Genomic DNA, 14,520 nt, shown 5'->3' on the forward strand with positions numbered 1-14,520 from the left:
CCGTGTTCAGATTTCGATGGTCATGCCAGTAAACTCGAATCGGGCACCACCGGCCTCGCTTTCGGTAATTGTAACCTCCCAGCCGTGCGACCGAGCAATCTCGCGGACGATAGCGAGTCCAAAGCCAGCGTGGTCGCCGCTGGCGGTTGTATAGCCCGGCGAGAAGGCGCTGTCGCGCTCGGATTCGGGGATACCCGGACCGTCATCCTCGATAAAGAATCCACGTTCGAGGGGGCCGACCCGGACTGTGACATCGTCGCCGCCGTGCTCGTGGGCGTTCCAGAACAGGTTCTCGACGAGCTGTTCGAACCGACTCTGGTCGGCTCGAACCACCATTTCCGTGTCGACAACGAGTTCGCGGTCACGTTCGTCGACACAGCACTGCCGCCAGCAGTCGGCGACGACCTCCGAGAGGGCGACCCAGTCCGGGTCGCTGACCTGTGTTCCCTGGTTGACGAGGGTCTCCATGTCGCGGATGACGGTCTCGATACGGCTGTGTGCCGTCGAGACACGGTCGAGTGAATCGACATCGCCGCTCTCCTGAACGATATCCAGCCACGACTCGGCAGCACTAAGGTGATTCGGGATATCGTGGGCGATAACGTCGACGAACGTTTCGAGGCGTTCGTTCTGTCGCTGGATGGCGCGTTCCTTGTTGAGGCGGTCGAGGACTGCGCTAGCAGTCGACGCCAGAATCGAGGCCAAGTCGATGTCTCGCTGGTCGAAGGCATCTGCCGACGGTGAGGTGACACTGACCACGCCGTGGTCGCCGACTGGGAGATACATAGCAGCCTGTGCGGTGCCGCGGTCGTACTCGTCGCCGAGAGCGTCGATATTGTCGACCAGTAGCGGCTCCTCACGGCGAAACGCCCGTGCAACCGGCGTCTCACCGCCGCTATCGTATCTGGGCCGGTCCCCCATCTCGAACACAGCGCTTTCCGTGACGACGACCGGTTCAAGGACGCCGGCGTCGGTGACGAGCCTGACGACGATACTCTCGTACCCAAACAGCTGTTCGGCTGTCTCGGCAGTGAGTTGTGCGACTTCCTTTCTAGTCTCCGCAACCAACAGCTCCTGTGTTGCTCGCTGGACCTCTGCGATGACACTCTCCCGCTGTCGACAGTCTCGCTTGGAGTGTCTGTCAGGCATGAATGTCTGTAAAGTAGTAACGACTGGTTACCGGGGCAGCCGTGTTGTGCCGAATTGAGCGTACCGGCAGACAAAAACCCGGCGATACGTCTCGTAGTCTACGCTTCGATGGCCTCTGCGGCCTGCTCGGAGACGTCCTGAATCTGGGCCTGGACGTCCTCGACCTGGTCTTGGAGCTCTTCGACCTGCTCACTGACCTGCTCGGTCGCCTCGACTGAGTGGTCCTCGAACTCCTCGTGGGCGTCGAGCAGCGTTTCGAGCTGCTCGTCGAGGGTGTCGAGGTACTCCGACATCATCTCGTTGTAGGAGTCAGCGCCCTCGTCGACCTCGTCCTCGATGGTCTCGAAGGCCTCGGCGTGTGTATCAAGCAGCTGTGCGTACTGGTCATCGACCGTCGCACGGACCTCCTCAGTCATTCCGGCTGCGCCCGGGATACCCTCCATCGCGTCAAGCGTGCGGTGGACGTTGTCCTGGAGGAACTCGACGGCCTGGCGCTGGCTGGTCTCCTGTACGTCGAGACTCTCGAGTGCTGCGGTCGTCATCTCCTTCTGGAACTCGAAGCTGGTCTCCACTGCGCGCTGGCTCTGGAGAAGGGCCTGGCGCTGTAGTTCAAACGTCGCTGTAATCGGTGTCGTGTAGTCTGTCATTGTTCTATTACCGACTATGCGGCACGAGCGTATAAATCTTCCGCCGATTGGTATTCAATACCATCTAATGGTATAGAATGGTACTGTAGCAATATTGCGACGCAATTGCCTAGGCACAGATGGCACTGGCAGGGGTGATCCCAGCTCTGAGTCACAGCCGGACAGTTCGGTCAGAGGTGGTCGGCGAACTGCTCGAACTCCTCGCGGTCGAGACCGGCCAGCCCGAGTTTCTCGTTGTGTGCGTCGCTCCCGCCGGTCACGAGGAGGTCGTGGTCTGTCACAAGCTCTGCCAGGTACGAGTCGTCTACGTCCCGGCCGTAGGGGTAGTATCGCTCGACGGCATCGAGGGTCTCGACAAGGTTGAGTGCAGCCTCTGGGTCGGGATAGCGAAACGGGTGTGCGAGCCCGACAACCGAACAGGCGTCCCGCAGGATATCGCGCCCTCGCTCGAAGGAGGGGATGTCACGTGAGACGAAACACGGGCGGCCGTCGCCGATGAGTTCGTCGAAGGCGCTGCCGTAATTGTAGTCGGCCTCGCTCTCGTCGATTGCCTGGGCAATGTGTGGGCGGCCGATTCCCTCGCTGATTTCGACCTCCAGTTCGACGCCGGTGTACGATTCGACCAGCTCGACGATGGCACGACCGCGCTCGATGCGGTTGGTCTGGAGGCCGTCGACCAGCGACCGAAGTTCGTCGGTGGGCTCGACGCCGTAGCCGAGCAGGTCGACACGGAACTCGCCGACCTCGACGCGGAGTTCGATACCGTGGATGACTGTCACGCCGTCGTGCTCGGTGAGCGGTGCATCCAACTCGGGATGGATGCGGTCGTGGTCGGTGATTGCCACGGCGTCGACGCCGGCGCGGTGGGCCGCGTCCGGCAGTGATTCGAGGGTAAGTTCGCCGTCGGAGTTCGTCGTATGCGTGTGAAGATCGGCAGCGACCATACCCGTTGCTGGGCTGTCAAGGGTTTGGGTGCTGTGATTTGTGGGCATTACTCGTCGTCTTCCTGGAGAAATTCGGGTAGGTCAACGACGTTGGTCGAATCGATGTCGGGCCGGTCGAGCGCACCGAACTTGTCGACGGCCTCGGGCAGTCCCTGTCGACCGCCCGTCGGCACGTCGTCGGGGTCGACCGTGACGGGCTCGTCGTCGACAAGTTCGTCCCACACTTTCGCCGGCTCGTCGGTCGCCGTTGCGTCGACTTCGAGCGCTTCGGTCTCTCCCTCCTCGAACGCAAGGTCGACGACGCTGCGCTGGTAGGCGGTGTCCATCTCCTCGCGGATGGCAGCCAGCTCGTCGGGAAGTGGCTCGCCAAGCGAGGTCGCCACGCCAAGCGCGTAGGCCCGCTCCATTCCCTCGTCCTCGTCGAGACTCTCCCAGTCGGTGCCGTACGCGCGTTCGTATTTGCTCATCTCTTTCCTCGATATCTGTTCGCCGGTGTCTCGTTCATGTTACCCCTGTACCTGTTCGTCTGGGTGGACCCGCAACCCCTGCTCTGAGAAGGAGAGCTGGCGGATGTCGCTGTCGATTGCCGTCCCCCGCATCTTGATGACCTGGACGCCCCGCGTCATGCCGCTCGAGTCGAGAAAATTGTGGAAGAAGATGACACCGTGGGCGAGGTAGTGTTCGTCGGAGTAGGAACTTGGGTCGGTCATCTCCGAGATCAACAGGACAGTCGCGTCGGTCTGTTTCAGTGCCGAGAGGAAGCCAGTAATTTCCTCTGTTGCGTCCGCGAAAAAGTGCTGGAGCAACATCGTCGAATCGATAACCACGCGGTCGACGTCGTTCGAGTTGATGAACGCGACGAGCCGGTTTGTTAGGCCGCCCTCGGTCCCGAACTGCGTAATCGTCCGCTTGCCCGATTCGGTGACGAGGTTGAGAAACTGGGTCGTCTCGGACTGCATCGCCCGGTCGAAGCCGAACGCGAAGCTCGACATATCCTGTATCAGTTCCTCTTTCGTCTCGTGCATGGTGACATACAGGCACTCTTCGCCCTGCTTTGCACCCTGTGTGACAAAATGTGAACAAAATGTCGTCTTGCCGCTGCCCGGCGGACCGCTGATCACGTAGAGTCGGTCGCTCAGCAATCCCCCCTCGACGAGTTCGTCGAATCCGGGGACGCCACTGGAAACGCGCATATACTGGGTAACGACGGCTCGAAGTATAGATGTTTGCTCTTTGTTCCTACGCCTGACAACTATGTGCCATGGTTCCTACTTTACGAGTCAACGCCTAACGTTCGTGCTCACGCCACGAACTGTTTCACGGTACATAACGGTGTAGGCGGCCGCGACGGCGGTAATAGTGACACCTATTGTCATTGCTGTCAGGAGAGGCGCTCGCCACACTCCCGGCAAAACGAGTACATCGGGTGACTCTCGTTGTACGCGCCACAGTTCTCACAGGCGACGAGGTCCTCGTCTGGGTCGTCATTGGTCGCGCTGATGGACCGCCCACTCCCTTCCGAGAGTGGCGTCGTCCGCTCGCGCGAATCCGTCGATGTCGACCTGATGAAATACCGGTAAAGGTACAACTGGAGTAGGGCGAACCCGAGCAGGTACGCGAGCAGCCACACCCAGGTTTCCATGTTTCAACGTAGGGTATCGAACTATTTGGGTGTTCTGCCGACGCCCCTGACTCACATTTTTAAGCGCCGGCTCGCATGGAGAAAGTAGATGGAACTCACGTCGATACCCGGCGTCGGCACGAAGACCGCCGACGCGTTGCAGGACCTCGATGACCCTGAAGGCGCGCTCGAACGGGGCGACGTGGCCGCGCTCGCCCGTGCCCCCGACATTAGCCCGGGCCGTGCGGCGCGCATCGCCCGCGGCGCAATCCGAGCGAACTACGACGACGCGGGCAACATCACCGCCACACCGCCCGCACGTGACATCTATCAGGATGCTCTCTCACTCATCCAGGAGCGAACTGTCACCGACTACGGTCGACAGCGACTCGAAACCCTGTATCCCAGCGCCGCCCGTGCTCGCATCGAGGATGTGCGAGAGCGAACCCGGGCCGCGATGGAACGTGACCCGTCGTCGGCGGTCCGCGACGCACTCGCCGGCGTCGAGCCGCTGTCGGAGCCGACCGACCTCCGCATCCGCGACCGGTGTCTCGCCACGAGCGACGCCGAAACGTACGCGAAGGCCCGGGAGGCTGTTCCCGAAGTGAGCGTCGAACTTGTCGAGGACGCTCGGACGCTCTCGGAGCTTGCCCGCGGGTACGCGACCGTCGTCGTCCTCGACGAGTCCTTCGCGGGCACCGATATCGAGGGCGACATTCGAATCGAGCCGGACGCATTGGAGGACCCCTCGACGGTCGTGCCAGAGCGCACGCTCGCCTTCTTCGCACAGAACCGGGACACACTCCAGGCCGCCGCCGCAGTCCACCGCGAAGCGGGACTCGACGCCCCCTGTGACCTCGCGGCGCTGGAGGCGGCACTCTCCCGGCTCGGCACAGACGGCGAGGTACGCGGCGACGATGAACTCGACCGGCTGACCGATGCCGTCGACGATATCGACGCCGCAGTCAGCGAGGCCGAACGGGTCGCAAACGACCACCTTCGGGACGCAATCGAGAAGCGGGACGTGACAATCGAGGGGACGGACCTGCTCTCGCTGGTCGAACGCGGGGCGGGTGTCGACTCGCTGCTCGGGCGCGAACTGGCAGACGAGTACGACGCCGCGGTCGCGGCCGCCCGCGAGACCCTCGTTGAGACCCTCGACCTGCGGGATACAGTGTCGATTGCCCGTCGCGCCTTCGGCGACGAGCCGACCTATCCGGTCGAACACGACGAGAGTGTTATCAACCGCCTGCGGACGGAACTGACTGCCGCCCGGGACCGCCGCGCGACCGAGCAGAAACACGAACTCGCGGCCGACCTCGCGGGGATGCGCGAGGACTGTGAAACCCTCGTCGAGCGTGCGCTCGAACTGGACGTTGACCTCGCTATTGCCAGATTTGCGGCTGATTTCGACTGCACGATGCCGGAGCTCGGCGGCGAGGGCTTCACCATCGAGGACGGCCGGTCGCCGCTGCTTGACGTTCCCTTCGAGGAGGTCGAACCCGTCGATTACGAGGTCACGGGGGTGACACTCCTCTCAGGGGTCAACAGCGGCGGGAAGACCTCGATACTCGATCTGGTCGCGCTCGTGGTCGTCCTCGCACACATGGGGTTGCCCGTGCCTGCAGAGCACGCCCGTGTCGGCCGCGTCGCCGAACTCCAGTACTACGCCAAGACACAGGGCACGCTCGATGCCGGTGCCTTCGAGTCGACGCTCCGGGAGTTCGGCGAGCTGACCACGAGCGTGGGCGAGGACGGGGTGCTCGTGCTCGTCGACGAACTCGAGAGCATCACCGAACCCGGCGCGAGCGCCAACATCATGGCTGGCATCCTCGAAACCCTTGCCGACCGGGACGCGACCGCTGTCTTCGTCTCTCACCTCGCCAGTGAAATCCGTGAGACAGCCGCGACAGAAATTGCTGTCGACGGTATCGCGGCCGAAGGTATCGAGGACGGAGAGTTACTGGTTGACCGCTCGCCGGTCAAAGGACAGCTCGCGCGGTCGACACCGGAACTCATCGTCGAGAAACTCGCCGAAGAAGAGACCGACGAAGATGCTGCCTTCTACGAGTCGTTGCTGGAGAAGTTCTGAGCAGCTCCCGACCTCACTCGGCGCGAATACTGATGCTCGCCTCCTCGACAGCGGTGACTCGGCCGTCGATGGTGGCGTGTTGTGGGATACTCACACCCGTCGCGCTCGGCGTGGCGATGCGGTCGCCGGCGTCGACACACTCACCGACGGCGACGGTCGGTTCGCTCGGCTTGACGATGCCGATATCCGGGTTCGTGACGAGTGGCACGCGGACGGTCTCTGGCTCGATGCGCTCGCTCGGCTCGGTCTCGACGGCCCGCTCGGTCCAGTCTCGGGTCGCTAAGACGTCGATGCGGTCGCCACCGAGGGTGTGTTGGTCGACAGTCTCGCGGTCGAGGAGCATGAGACAGTTGGTGTGTTTGCGGACGCCGAACGCACTGGGGTCGGTATCGACCGGGAAGCACCAGCCGGGGCCGCCGGTGACGAGAACGCTCTCTGGGCCGCCGGCGGTGACGCCCGCGGCGTCGAGCAGCGTCTCCGCTGATGTCCCGACTGGCACGTCGAGAAACCGGTGGCGTGGGACGTTGCCGCCGACGTGGACGTAGGTTCGGGTCACCGGGGCGTTATCGGTCCAGGCCCGCGAGAGGTTGTACAGCGTTTCGGTGTTCTGGACGAGCCAGCCGTGGTCCATCGGCAACTGGTCGCCGATAACCGTTCCGGCAACGACGTTCAGGAGGACGCTCTCCATCCCGTACTGGTAGGTGTTGTCGGTGTACGCGAAGACGACGCCGGACTCTTCGGTGGGGTCGAGCGGGAGTTCGGCAGGGGAATAGACGGTTCCGTCTGTCAGCCGCTCGAGCCGTCGCAGGCCCTCTCTGTCCTTCCACTTTGCGCTGACGACGACGACGTCGAGCAGTTCGTTGAGGAGTGAATCGAACAGCGAGGCGAACCTCGCCGCGTACTCGCTGCCGAGCCAACTGTCGATGAAGTAGTTCGGCTCGCTCTCCTGGTGGTTCATCAGGAGGCAGTCGACCTCGTCGACCCGCTCCCACTTCGAGTACGTCGGGAAGCCGGCACCGCCCGCTCCGGCCACCCCGGCCTCCCGCGCCGTGGCGACGATATCGTCGGCTGCTGGTCGTTCGGTTCGAACGATTGTTCCGGTCATAGCAGGTACAACTACTGCCAGAACGCGCCTACGGCTTCCCCCGCATCGGTGAGGTGGATTTATATCGGCAGAGCCGGGAGACGAAGCCACGATGCGGTATCTCGAACTCACTGTCAGCCGCCCGCCCGAGGACCGCCACCCCATGCACCGCTTTGTCGTCGACCACGAGGAGTACACCGTCGCCAGACAGCTCTATCACCGCCAGTACGCCCCCGACGAACACGCGCTGCTCTTTCACGTCGACGGCCCTTCGGACACCTACAGAACGGCGATACAGACGGTGGATTCGATTGTCGACTTCGAAATTGCTCCCTGTTCCGACGATTCCTTCTATCTCTACGTCCGCGACGAGGTGACGACCCCTGGCAGGGCGCTCATCGACGCCGTCTCTCAGCCCGGGCTGTTGCTGGCGCGGCCAATCGAATACCGCAGCGACGGGACAATCGGGCTGTCTCTTATCGGCCCAGCTGAGGCGATACAGGCGGCAGCGGACACCGTCGGCGAGACGAACGAAACCGAGGTGGACAAGATTGGGGCGTTCCCGTCGAGTCACGTCGACAGCCGCGTGGGAGTCACCTCGCGCCAGCTTGAGGCGGTCGCCGCAGCCGTCGACTGTGGCTACTACGAGGTTCCCCGAGAGGCCGGTATCGACGCGGTCGCCGCCCGGCTGGAGTGTTCGACTGGAACCGCCGGCGAGTTGCTCCGCCGGGCCGAACAGACCGTTATGACGAACCTCGCAGACGGACCGTTCTGAACGACCCGGGTCAGTGCTGACGCTCACGTTCGCCGAAGGGGCCGACGCCGACCGACTGCAAGAGCAACCCGAGCAACAGGCCGAACGTGCCGAGATACAACAACACCTCGTACCCACCGAGCAACAACAACAGGGAGAATGCGCTGACGGCGATGAACGCGAGCAGCCCGATGATGAGGTCGAGCCGCAGGCGAAGAGCGGGGTCCATGAGCGAGCATACGCTCGCCTGGAAAAAACTTCTGGGTATCAGACGAGACTCGCACCCTCGGTACCATTAAGTGGCCCGAAAAGCTCGGTGAAAGTAATGACGGATGAGCCCGAGGAGGACATGCTCTCGTGGGACGAGTCCGTCTTTCGCGACGAGCGCGTCTTCGAGATCGACTACGTGCCGGAGACGTTCCTCCACCGCGAGAGCCAGATGCAGAACCTGAAATACGCCCTCAAGCCGGCAGTGCGCGGCTCGCGGCCCCTGAACGTGATGGCGCAGGGGCCGCCCGGAACTGGGAAGACGACCGCCGTCAACATCCTCTTCGACGAACTGCGGGCACGGACCGACATCACGCCGATCCGGGTGAACTGTCAGGTCAACTCGACGCGGTATGCGATTTTCTCTCAACTGTTCGAGGGCGTCTTCGACTACGAGCCGCCTTCCTCGGGTATCTCGTTCAAGAAGCTGTTCTCGCAGGTGACCGACCAGCTCGTCGAAGACGACGAGGTGCTCGTCGTTGCTCTCGACGACGTGAACTACCTGTTTTACGAATCAGAGGCCTCGGATACGCTGTACTCGCTGTTGCGCGCCCACGAGGAGCAGGGCGGGGCGCGCATCGGCGTCATTGTCATCTCCTCGGACCTCGACCTGGATATGATGGCCGAACTCGACGGCCGCGTCCAGAGTGTCTTCCGGCCAGAAGATATCTACTTCCCGCCCTACGACGAGCCAGAGCTCGTCGAAATTCTCCAGGAGCGGGCCGACCGCGGCTTCCACGAGGGCGCGGTCGGGGCCCAGGTGATGGACCGCGTCGCCGAACTCACTGCTGAGCAGGGCGGCGACCTCCGGGTCGGCATCGACCTGCTCCGGCGGGCGGGGCTCAACGCTGAGATGCGTGCGAGCCGGGCCGTTGAGGTCCAGGATGTCGAGGAGTCCTACGAGAAATCGAAATACGTCCACCTCTCGCGACGGCTCGGCGAACTCTCGGACTCGGAGGCCGACCTGCTCGCAGTCATCGCCGAACACGACGGCGAACAGGCCGGCGACATCTACGAAGCCTTCCACGACCAGACCGACCTGGGATACACGCGCTACTCAGAGATTATCAACAAGCTCGACCAGCTTGGCGTCATCGACGCCACCTACACCGACGTCGACGGCCGCGGGCGCTCGCGGGAACTCTCGCTCAACTACGACGCCGATGCAGTCCTCGACCGCCTCTAGCGCAGCCTTTCGGCGTGGTCGAGTGCGGCCGCCGCACCGTCACCGAGGTGTGCGAGGTCCATCCCCGCGACGATGTAATCGACATCCCAGGCGAGGCGTCGCTCCCGGGACTGCTCGCCGGCCGCGAACGTGCCGACAGCGACCCCTTCGTCCGTTGCGGCCTCGATTGCACGCTCGACAGCGGTCGTGAACCGCTCGGCCTCGAAGTCACCGAAACAGCCAAGCGCCGCAGAGAGGTCAATCGGACCGATGAAGACGCCGTCGATACCGTCGACGGCAGCGATTTCGCCGGCGTTCTCGACTGCCTGCTCGGATTCGAGCTGGACGTGTGTCCTGAAGGCCGTGTCGTCGGCTTCGACCTGTGTATCAAGCGAGCGACCGTACGTCGAGGCACGTCCGGTCCCGACGCCGCGATTCCCTGCCGGCGGGTGACGGACGGCCTCGACGATAGCTTCTGCTTGTTCTGCCGTGTGGACCATCGGCACCAGCACGGCGTCGGGGGCTAAATCGAGTGTCTGCCCGAGCGTCGTCGGGTCGTCGTCTGCGACCCGGACGAGAGTCTCTGTCTCGCCGTCGGCTGCCTCGACGGCCCGGAGCAGGTTCGCCAGCGTCTCTGTCGTCGCCGGCGAGTGTTCGGTGTCGATGCCGATGAAATCGTAGCCGAGTCCGGCGACGAGCTCGGCCACCGCCGGGTGTGGGACAGCCTGCCAGCTGCCGAGTGCGGTCTCCTCGGCCGACGAACGGAGCGAACTATCACGCATACACGCCCCGTCGACCGGCCGCCACAAAGCGGTGGCGGTCACCCCACGATATCGGCAACCTCGTCGACGGCGACGTATCTCGTCTCTCCGTCACGACTCTCGAGCTCGACCTCGCCGGTCGCGCTGAAGTGGTTGCCGAGGACGACCTTCCAGGGGACGCCGAGCAGGTCGCTCTCGGCGAACCGCTCGCCGATGTGTTGGCCGGCGTCGTCGAACAGCAGCGTTTCGTCGGGATCACATGCCTCGTAGAGTCGGTCGGCCGCCTCGCGCACGTCACCCTCGTAGGAGAGGGGGACGATGGCTACCTCGAAAGGAGCGACACCGTCGGGCCAGCGACAGCCGTCGCCGTCTGCGTGCTGTGCCACCAGCGCCTGGACGAGTCGCTCGATGCCGATGCCGTAACTGCCCATCACGACCGCCTGCTCGGTCCCGTCGGGAGCGTCGACCGTCAGTCCCATTGCCTCGGAGTACCGCGTTCCGAGCTTGAACACGTGGCCGAGCTCGATACCGTTGCCGGCGGCCAGGTCGTTTCCGCAGTCGGGACAGCTATCGCCGGCCGACAGACTTCCGCGGGGCGAGTCGTCGGTGACGCCGAACCGACAGCCGTCGGCGCGACAGTAGCGTACTCGTTCGCTTCCCGTTTCGACGAGTGCGTGAAACTCCGCAGAGCCGGAGCCACCCATCACCTCGTTTTCGGCAGCGGTGACTGCGAAATCCAGGTCGAACTCCTCGAAGATGCGGGCGTACGCCTCGCGCACCCGGTCGTACCACTCCGCGAGCGACTCGCGGCTCGTATGAAGGCTGTAGGCGTCTTTCATGGTGAATTCCTTCGTGCGAACCAGGCCGTTTCGGGCGTGGTCGTCGCGGTACTTCTTGGTGACCTGATACAGCAACAGGGGAAGGTCGTCGTACGAGCGGACCGCCCCGTCGACCAGCGAGACGATGCCTTCCTCGTGGGAGGGGGCGAGACACAGCGATTTCCCGTCGCGGGACTCGACGGTGAGCATCTCGCCCTCGAAGCTCTCCCACCGACCGCTCTGTCTCCAGATGTCGTCGCCGTTCAGCGAGGGAAGCGTCACCTGCTGGCCGCCGATGGCGTCCATCTCGCATTCGACGCGAGCGATTACCTTCGCTCTGACCCGCTGGCCGACAGGTGCGAGCGCGTACAGCCCACTCCCCAGCTGTCGGGCGATTCCGGCCCGGTGAATCAACTGGACTGTCCTGTTCTCGTGGTCTGTCTCCTCCCGGCTGGTGAAGAGAACGGCGTCGCTACGCCGCATCACACTCACCTCCCAGAACAGCGTCCCCCGTCTGCTGCTGACAGCGGGTGCTGTGTGACAGTCTCGCGGCGCTCAGATCGAAAACAGTACTGCTATCGCGGAACCCAGCCGCGGGCCACACCGGACCCGCGGTTGCCAAACTGCGTTATTTCGAACATCGTACTGGGTGCGACGAGGGCGGAGGTAAAAACCGTTGCCAAGGTGTGTGCTCGTCTGTCACGTCACTCCTCGTCGACGCGGTCGAGGACGATACCCTCGCTGAATCGGCCGCGCTCGTCGGCTTTCTGCTCTCGGAGTTCCTCGATGTCCTCGGTTGAACGCTCGTGTTGCTCACAGAGGGCGTAGACGACTTCGAGTACGTCTGCCAGCTCTGCTGGCTCGCGTTCCTCTTTGTACTCCGTGACCTCCTCGTCGAGTTTCGCCAGCAGCCGGCGGTCGTACTCCTCACCCTCGGCGACGTGTGTGACTGGCGTTTCGTTGTTTGCCTCGATAATCTCGGGGATATTGTCCCGGACCAGTTTGTCGTATTCGCGTCCCATCAGCCGGCCGTTGTCACGGCCGGCAAATCAAGGGTCCGGTGCCTCGAGACAGAACCGTTATGCTGCGGGCGGTCGGCGGGGCCGGTATGGACGAAATCTCACGAACGCTCGATGTTTACGAGTCCAGCTCGGATTCATACGTCGAGAAATACACGTCCGAGTCTGTCGCCGAACTGTACGGCGGCCCCTTTTTTGACGCGCTTAGCACGGCCTCCTCAGGTGAGTTCGCACAGGTGCTCGATATCGGCTGTGGACCAGGGCCGGACACCGAAGTATTCAGCGCCGCCGGACACGGCGTGACTGGGTTTGACATAACACAGTCGTTTCTCTCCGCGGGACGCGAGCGCGTTCCCGACGCAGCGTTCGTTCGTGGCGATATGCGGTCTCTCCCCTTTGACGACGGTTCCTTCGACAGCATCTGGGCCTCGGCGTCGTTCCATCATATCCCACGCCCGGCGGCGACGGAAGCTCTCGGTGACTGGCGGCGCGTGCTCCGCTCCGGTGGCTGTGCGTTTCTCTCTGTCAAACGCGACGAGAGCCTCGACGGCGACACCACCGACAGATTCTTTGAGTACTACGAGCCAGACGAGTTCCGGTCGCTGCTCAACGGTGCTGGCTTCGAGCCAATGACGCTTCAGACAGCGGGAAAGTGGGTATCTGCTATCGTGACGGCGTGAGCCATCACCCGTCGGCGAGTGCGTCGACGGTTCGCTCGGCCCACTCAACGGCGTAGTCGGAGCCGTGGTCAAGATAGACCGACGCATCTAGCGCCTCGAACGGTGGTGGGAGTTCGCCGGCGTGTTTGACGGCGCTACAGGCCAACTCGGCGGCCTCGGCGAAACTCGTTTCGTTGCGTGCCATCTCTCCGGGAAGCCCGTCGACTCTCGGCTCCAGCCGGTCGCTGGCGTCGGCCCAGGCTTCGAACAGTGGTTCCTCCCAGTCGGCAAACACATCGCGTGTCTGGAGGCCGAGGTATGCGTCGTGGCAGGCCACAGCGACCTGGTAGGTCTCGGCCGGCGAGAGCAGGTCGGCACACGCCGCCGCAAATCGGGGGTAGTCACTCTCGAACAGTCCGAGGAAGTGTTCGGGCGCGTCGAGGCCGACCTCGACGAGTGCTTCGGCGACGAGAAACTCGGCGAAGGAATCGGGCGATTCTTCGAGCCGCGGCTTGCAGATGACCACTGATGGGTCGGTCTGGTGTGTCCAGACCACACTTCCGTCGCCGGGCATCCCGACGATGAAATCACTGCTGGCATAGCGGGCCAGCACCTCCGGAGAGTTCGGCGGGACCCACTCGTCGGGGTACGTCGCCGGCACGACGCTGTCGGTCACGAGCAGCAGGTCCTCAGCCTGTGCGGGCAGTAGTGACTCGAAGTTCTCGGCGCTGTCGAGAACGAGCGCGTCGGGTGCATGACGTTCTTTGACCGATTTCAGCGGCTCCGAGAGCGTACGTTCGGTGAACATTCAGGTTGTCAGCCCGACGTTGACTGCAATCACGAGACCGAGGAGCACTGACAACAGGACTGTTCCGACCACTATCTTGGTTGGCTTGTTCATACCTGTCGATTTGGCCAGCACCGATAAAAACCTCCAGGTTTGTTCTTCAGGGGACGAGCTGTTCGCCGTCCTCATAGACCACGATTGCGTCGACCGGACAGGCCCGGGCCGCGAACTTCGCGTCCAGCTCAGCGCCCTCGGGGACCTCTCGGACGAAGATGCCTTCCTCACGTTCCTCGCTCTCTGTGAGGTCTGCCTTGCCGTCGTCTCTGTCGGCCTCGAAAGCGTCCCACTCCTCGACGCACTGGAACATCCCGATACACGTGTCGCGGTCGAATTCGACTCGCATATCGGGCCTTGGACCGCCGGCGGTAAAGAGGTTCAGTCTCGTGTCGTCAGATGTCCTCGCCTGCGTCGCCGCCGAGTCCAATGGTGTTGTTGGTCTCTACCGAGGCAATGTCCGAAACCTTACAAACCTCCTCGATCTGGTCTTGTGTGAGCCGCACGCGGAGCGACCCGAACCGGAGGCTGTCCTCTACCGTTGCGCCGGTATCCTCGATATCTTCGATGACCTGCTCGACTGCCTCATCGGTCACTTCGCCGACGCCGCCGTCGGGGCCCTGTGCAGCAACCCGGACGATGACGGTCAGCTCCTCGCCCTCGTCGGGGTTCTCACGCATGCGTCTGACTGGGTGTGAG

The 14,520-nt window shown here is 63.2% G+C and carries 18 protein-coding genes; 4 read left to right on the forward strand and 14 right to left on the reverse strand.

The genetic code is table 11. From position 1 onward, the window contains the following. Positions 1 to 6: 6 nt before the first annotated feature. The 6 genes from OSC37_RS12310 to OSC37_RS12335 form a co-directional block, all read right to left on the reverse strand. Positions 7 to 1,149 (reverse strand): sensor histidine kinase, encoded by a 1,143-nt coding sequence (locus tag OSC37_RS12310; RefSeq protein WP_267161737.1) that lies wholly within the window; start codon positions 1,147 to 1,149, stop codon positions 7 to 9. Positions 1,150 to 1,247: 98 nt separating this feature from the next. Beyond that, positions 1,248 to 1,796: a hypothetical protein gene (locus OSC37_RS12315; protein ID WP_267161738.1), complete on the reverse strand. Its 549-nt coding sequence runs from the start codon at positions 1,794 to 1,796 to the stop codon at positions 1,248 to 1,250. A 170-nt stretch (positions 1,797 to 1,966) separates the two neighbouring features. Continuing rightward, the gene (locus OSC37_RS12320; protein ID WP_267161739.1) at positions 1,967 to 2,740 is read right to left on the reverse strand and encodes a PHP domain-containing protein; all 774 of its coding nucleotides are present in this window, start codon (positions 2,738 to 2,740) and stop codon (positions 1,967 to 1,969) included. A 47-nt stretch (positions 2,741 to 2,787) separates the two neighbouring features. After that, complete coding sequence (locus tag OSC37_RS12325; RefSeq protein ID WP_267161740.1) at positions 2,788 to 3,207, reverse strand: DUF8057 family protein; 420 nt, start codon at positions 3,205 to 3,207, stop codon at positions 2,788 to 2,790. A 39-nt stretch (positions 3,208 to 3,246) separates the two neighbouring features. Continuing rightward, on the reverse strand, positions 3,247 to 3,933 hold the full coding sequence (locus OSC37_RS12330) for an RAD55 family ATPase (RefSeq protein ID WP_267161741.1): 687 nt from the start codon (positions 3,931 to 3,933) through the stop codon (positions 3,247 to 3,249). Positions 3,934 to 4,121: 188 nt separating this feature from the next. After that, positions 4,122 to 4,382 carry a DUF7577 domain-containing protein gene (locus OSC37_RS12335; protein ID WP_267161742.1) on the reverse strand — a complete coding sequence of 87 codons (261 nt, stop codon included), beginning with the start codon at positions 4,380 to 4,382 and terminating at the stop codon, positions 4,122 to 4,124. An 88-nt stretch (positions 4,383 to 4,470) separates the two neighbouring features. On the opposite strand from OSC37_RS12335, the gene OSC37_RS12340 reads away from it, so the two are divergent. Beyond that, positions 4,471 to 6,453, forward strand: coding sequence for a MutS-related protein (locus OSC37_RS12340; protein WP_267161743.1), 1,983 nt, complete (start codon positions 4,471 to 4,473; stop codon positions 6,451 to 6,453). Positions 6,454 to 6,466: 13 nt separating this feature from the next. Here OSC37_RS12340 and OSC37_RS12345 read toward each other — a convergent pair whose 3' ends face one another. Then, a complete protein-coding gene (locus tag OSC37_RS12345) occupies positions 6,467 to 7,558 on the reverse strand; it encodes a hypothetical protein (protein WP_267161744.1) in 1,092 nt (363 codons plus the stop codon). A gap of 91 nt (positions 7,559 to 7,649) precedes the next feature. Here OSC37_RS12345 and OSC37_RS12350 point away from each other — a divergent pair, with 91 nt between their 5' ends. After that, positions 7,650 to 8,312 (forward strand): helix-turn-helix domain-containing protein, encoded by a 663-nt coding sequence (locus OSC37_RS12350; RefSeq protein ID WP_267161745.1) that lies wholly within the window; start codon positions 7,650 to 7,652, stop codon positions 8,310 to 8,312. A 10-nt stretch (positions 8,313 to 8,322) separates the two neighbouring features. Here OSC37_RS12350 and OSC37_RS12355 read toward each other — a convergent pair whose 3' ends face one another. Continuing rightward, complete coding sequence (locus OSC37_RS12355; protein WP_267161746.1) at positions 8,323 to 8,520, reverse strand: hypothetical protein; 198 nt, start codon at positions 8,518 to 8,520, stop codon at positions 8,323 to 8,325. Positions 8,521 to 8,616: 96 nt separating this feature from the next. Here OSC37_RS12355 and OSC37_RS12360 point away from each other — a divergent pair, with 96 nt between their 5' ends. Continuing rightward, positions 8,617 to 9,744: an ORC1-type DNA replication protein gene (locus tag OSC37_RS12360; RefSeq protein WP_267161747.1), complete on the forward strand. Its 1,128-nt coding sequence runs from the start codon at positions 8,617 to 8,619 to the stop codon at positions 9,742 to 9,744. On the opposite strand, the gene OSC37_RS12365 is transcribed toward OSC37_RS12360, so the two are convergent. The 3 genes from OSC37_RS12365 to OSC37_RS12375 form a co-directional block, all read right to left on the reverse strand. Beyond that, positions 9,741 to 10,505, reverse strand: a complete 765-nt coding sequence (locus tag OSC37_RS12365; RefSeq protein WP_267161748.1) for an HpcH/HpaI aldolase family protein — start codon at positions 10,503 to 10,505, stop codon at positions 9,741 to 9,743. The two genes, OSC37_RS12360 and OSC37_RS12365, sit on opposite strands and share 4 nt — an antisense overlap. Before the next feature lie 38 nt (positions 10,506 to 10,543). Further along, on the reverse strand, positions 10,544 to 11,785 hold the full coding sequence (locus OSC37_RS12370) for an aminoacyl--tRNA ligase-related protein (protein WP_267161749.1): 1,242 nt from the start codon (positions 11,783 to 11,785) through the stop codon (positions 10,544 to 10,546). A gap of 221 nt (positions 11,786 to 12,006) precedes the next feature. Beyond that, positions 12,007 to 12,324, reverse strand: coding sequence for a nucleoside triphosphate pyrophosphohydrolase (locus OSC37_RS12375; RefSeq protein ID WP_267161750.1), 318 nt, complete (start codon positions 12,322 to 12,324; stop codon positions 12,007 to 12,009). 86 nt (positions 12,325 to 12,410) lie between these two features. Here OSC37_RS12375 and OSC37_RS12380 point away from each other — a divergent pair, with 86 nt between their 5' ends. Beyond that, positions 12,411 to 13,001, forward strand: coding sequence for a class I SAM-dependent methyltransferase (locus OSC37_RS12380; RefSeq protein WP_267161751.1), 591 nt, complete (start codon positions 12,411 to 12,413; stop codon positions 12,999 to 13,001). A gap of 4 nt (positions 13,002 to 13,005) precedes the next feature. Here the strand turns inward: OSC37_RS12380 and OSC37_RS12385 are convergent, their stop codons facing one another. The 3 genes from OSC37_RS12385 to OSC37_RS12395 form a co-directional block, all read right to left on the reverse strand. Then, a complete protein-coding gene (locus OSC37_RS12385) occupies positions 13,006 to 13,788 on the reverse strand; it encodes a DUF7089 family protein (RefSeq protein ID WP_267161752.1) in 783 nt (260 codons plus the stop codon). Between the two features lie 139 nt (positions 13,789 to 13,927). Next, positions 13,928 to 14,170 (reverse strand): ferredoxin, encoded by a 243-nt coding sequence (locus OSC37_RS12390; RefSeq protein ID WP_267161753.1) that lies wholly within the window; start codon positions 14,168 to 14,170, stop codon positions 13,928 to 13,930. Between the two features lie 46 nt (positions 14,171 to 14,216). Then, positions 14,217 to 14,501 carry a hypothetical protein gene (locus OSC37_RS12395; protein ID WP_267161754.1) on the reverse strand — a complete coding sequence of 95 codons (285 nt, stop codon included), beginning with the start codon at positions 14,499 to 14,501 and terminating at the stop codon, positions 14,217 to 14,219. Between the last annotated feature and the right edge of the window lie 19 nt (positions 14,502 to 14,520).

This window comes from Halovenus salina (assembly GCF_026410925.1).
Lineage (GTDB): Archaea > Halobacteriota > Halobacteria > Halobacteriales > Haloarculaceae > Halovenus > Halovenus salina.

Bases quoted from the DNA above. Each gene is read 5' to 3' on its own strand.
- OSC37_RS12310 (WP_267161737.1), bottom strand. From the start codon at position 1,149: ATGCCTGACAGACACTCCAAGCGAGACTGTCGACAGCGGGAGAGTGTC.
- OSC37_RS12315 (WP_267161738.1), bottom strand. From the start codon at position 1,796: ATGACAGACTACACGACACCGATTACAGCGACGTTTGAACTACAGCGC.
- OSC37_RS12320 (WP_267161739.1), bottom strand. From the start codon at position 2,740: ATGGTCGCTGCCGATCTTCACACGCATACGACGAACTCCGACGGCGAA.
- OSC37_RS12325 (WP_267161740.1), bottom strand. From the start codon at position 3,207: ATGAGCAAATACGAACGCGCGTACGGCACCGACTGGGAGAGTCTCGAC.
- OSC37_RS12330 (WP_267161741.1), bottom strand. From the start codon at position 3,933: ATGCGCGTTTCCAGTGGCGTCCCCGGATTCGACGAACTCGTCGAGGGG.
- OSC37_RS12335 (WP_267161742.1), bottom strand. From the start codon at position 4,382: ATGGAAACCTGGGTGTGGCTGCTCGCGTACCTGCTCGGGTTCGCCCTA.
- OSC37_RS12340 (WP_267161743.1), top strand. From the start codon at position 4,471: ATGGAACTCACGTCGATACCCGGCGTCGGCACGAAGACCGCCGACGCG.
- OSC37_RS12345 (WP_267161744.1), bottom strand. From the start codon at position 7,558: ATGACCGGAACAATCGTTCGAACCGAACGACCAGCAGCCGACGATATC.
- OSC37_RS12350 (WP_267161745.1), top strand. From the start codon at position 7,650: ATGCGGTATCTCGAACTCACTGTCAGCCGCCCGCCCGAGGACCGCCAC.
- OSC37_RS12355 (WP_267161746.1), bottom strand. From the start codon at position 8,520: ATGGACCCCGCTCTTCGCCTGCGGCTCGACCTCATCATCGGGCTGCTC.
- OSC37_RS12360 (WP_267161747.1), top strand. From the start codon at position 8,617: ATGACGGATGAGCCCGAGGAGGACATGCTCTCGTGGGACGAGTCCGTC.
- OSC37_RS12365 (WP_267161748.1), bottom strand. From the start codon at position 10,505: ATGCGTGATAGTTCGCTCCGTTCGTCGGCCGAGGAGACCGCACTCGGC.
- OSC37_RS12370 (WP_267161749.1), bottom strand. From the start codon at position 11,785: ATGCGGCGTAGCGACGCCGTTCTCTTCACCAGCCGGGAGGAGACAGAC.
- OSC37_RS12375 (WP_267161750.1), bottom strand. From the start codon at position 12,324: ATGGGACGCGAATACGACAAACTGGTCCGGGACAATATCCCCGAGATT.
- OSC37_RS12380 (WP_267161751.1), top strand. From the start codon at position 12,411: ATGGACGAAATCTCACGAACGCTCGATGTTTACGAGTCCAGCTCGGAT.
- OSC37_RS12385 (WP_267161752.1), bottom strand. From the start codon at position 13,788: ATGTTCACCGAACGTACGCTCTCGGAGCCGCTGAAATCGGTCAAAGAA.
- OSC37_RS12390 (WP_267161753.1), bottom strand. From the start codon at position 14,170: ATGCGAGTCGAATTCGACCGCGACACGTGTATCGGGATGTTCCAGTGC.
- OSC37_RS12395 (WP_267161754.1), bottom strand. From the start codon at position 14,501: ATGCGTGAGAACCCCGACGAGGGCGAGGAGCTGACCGTCATCGTCCGG.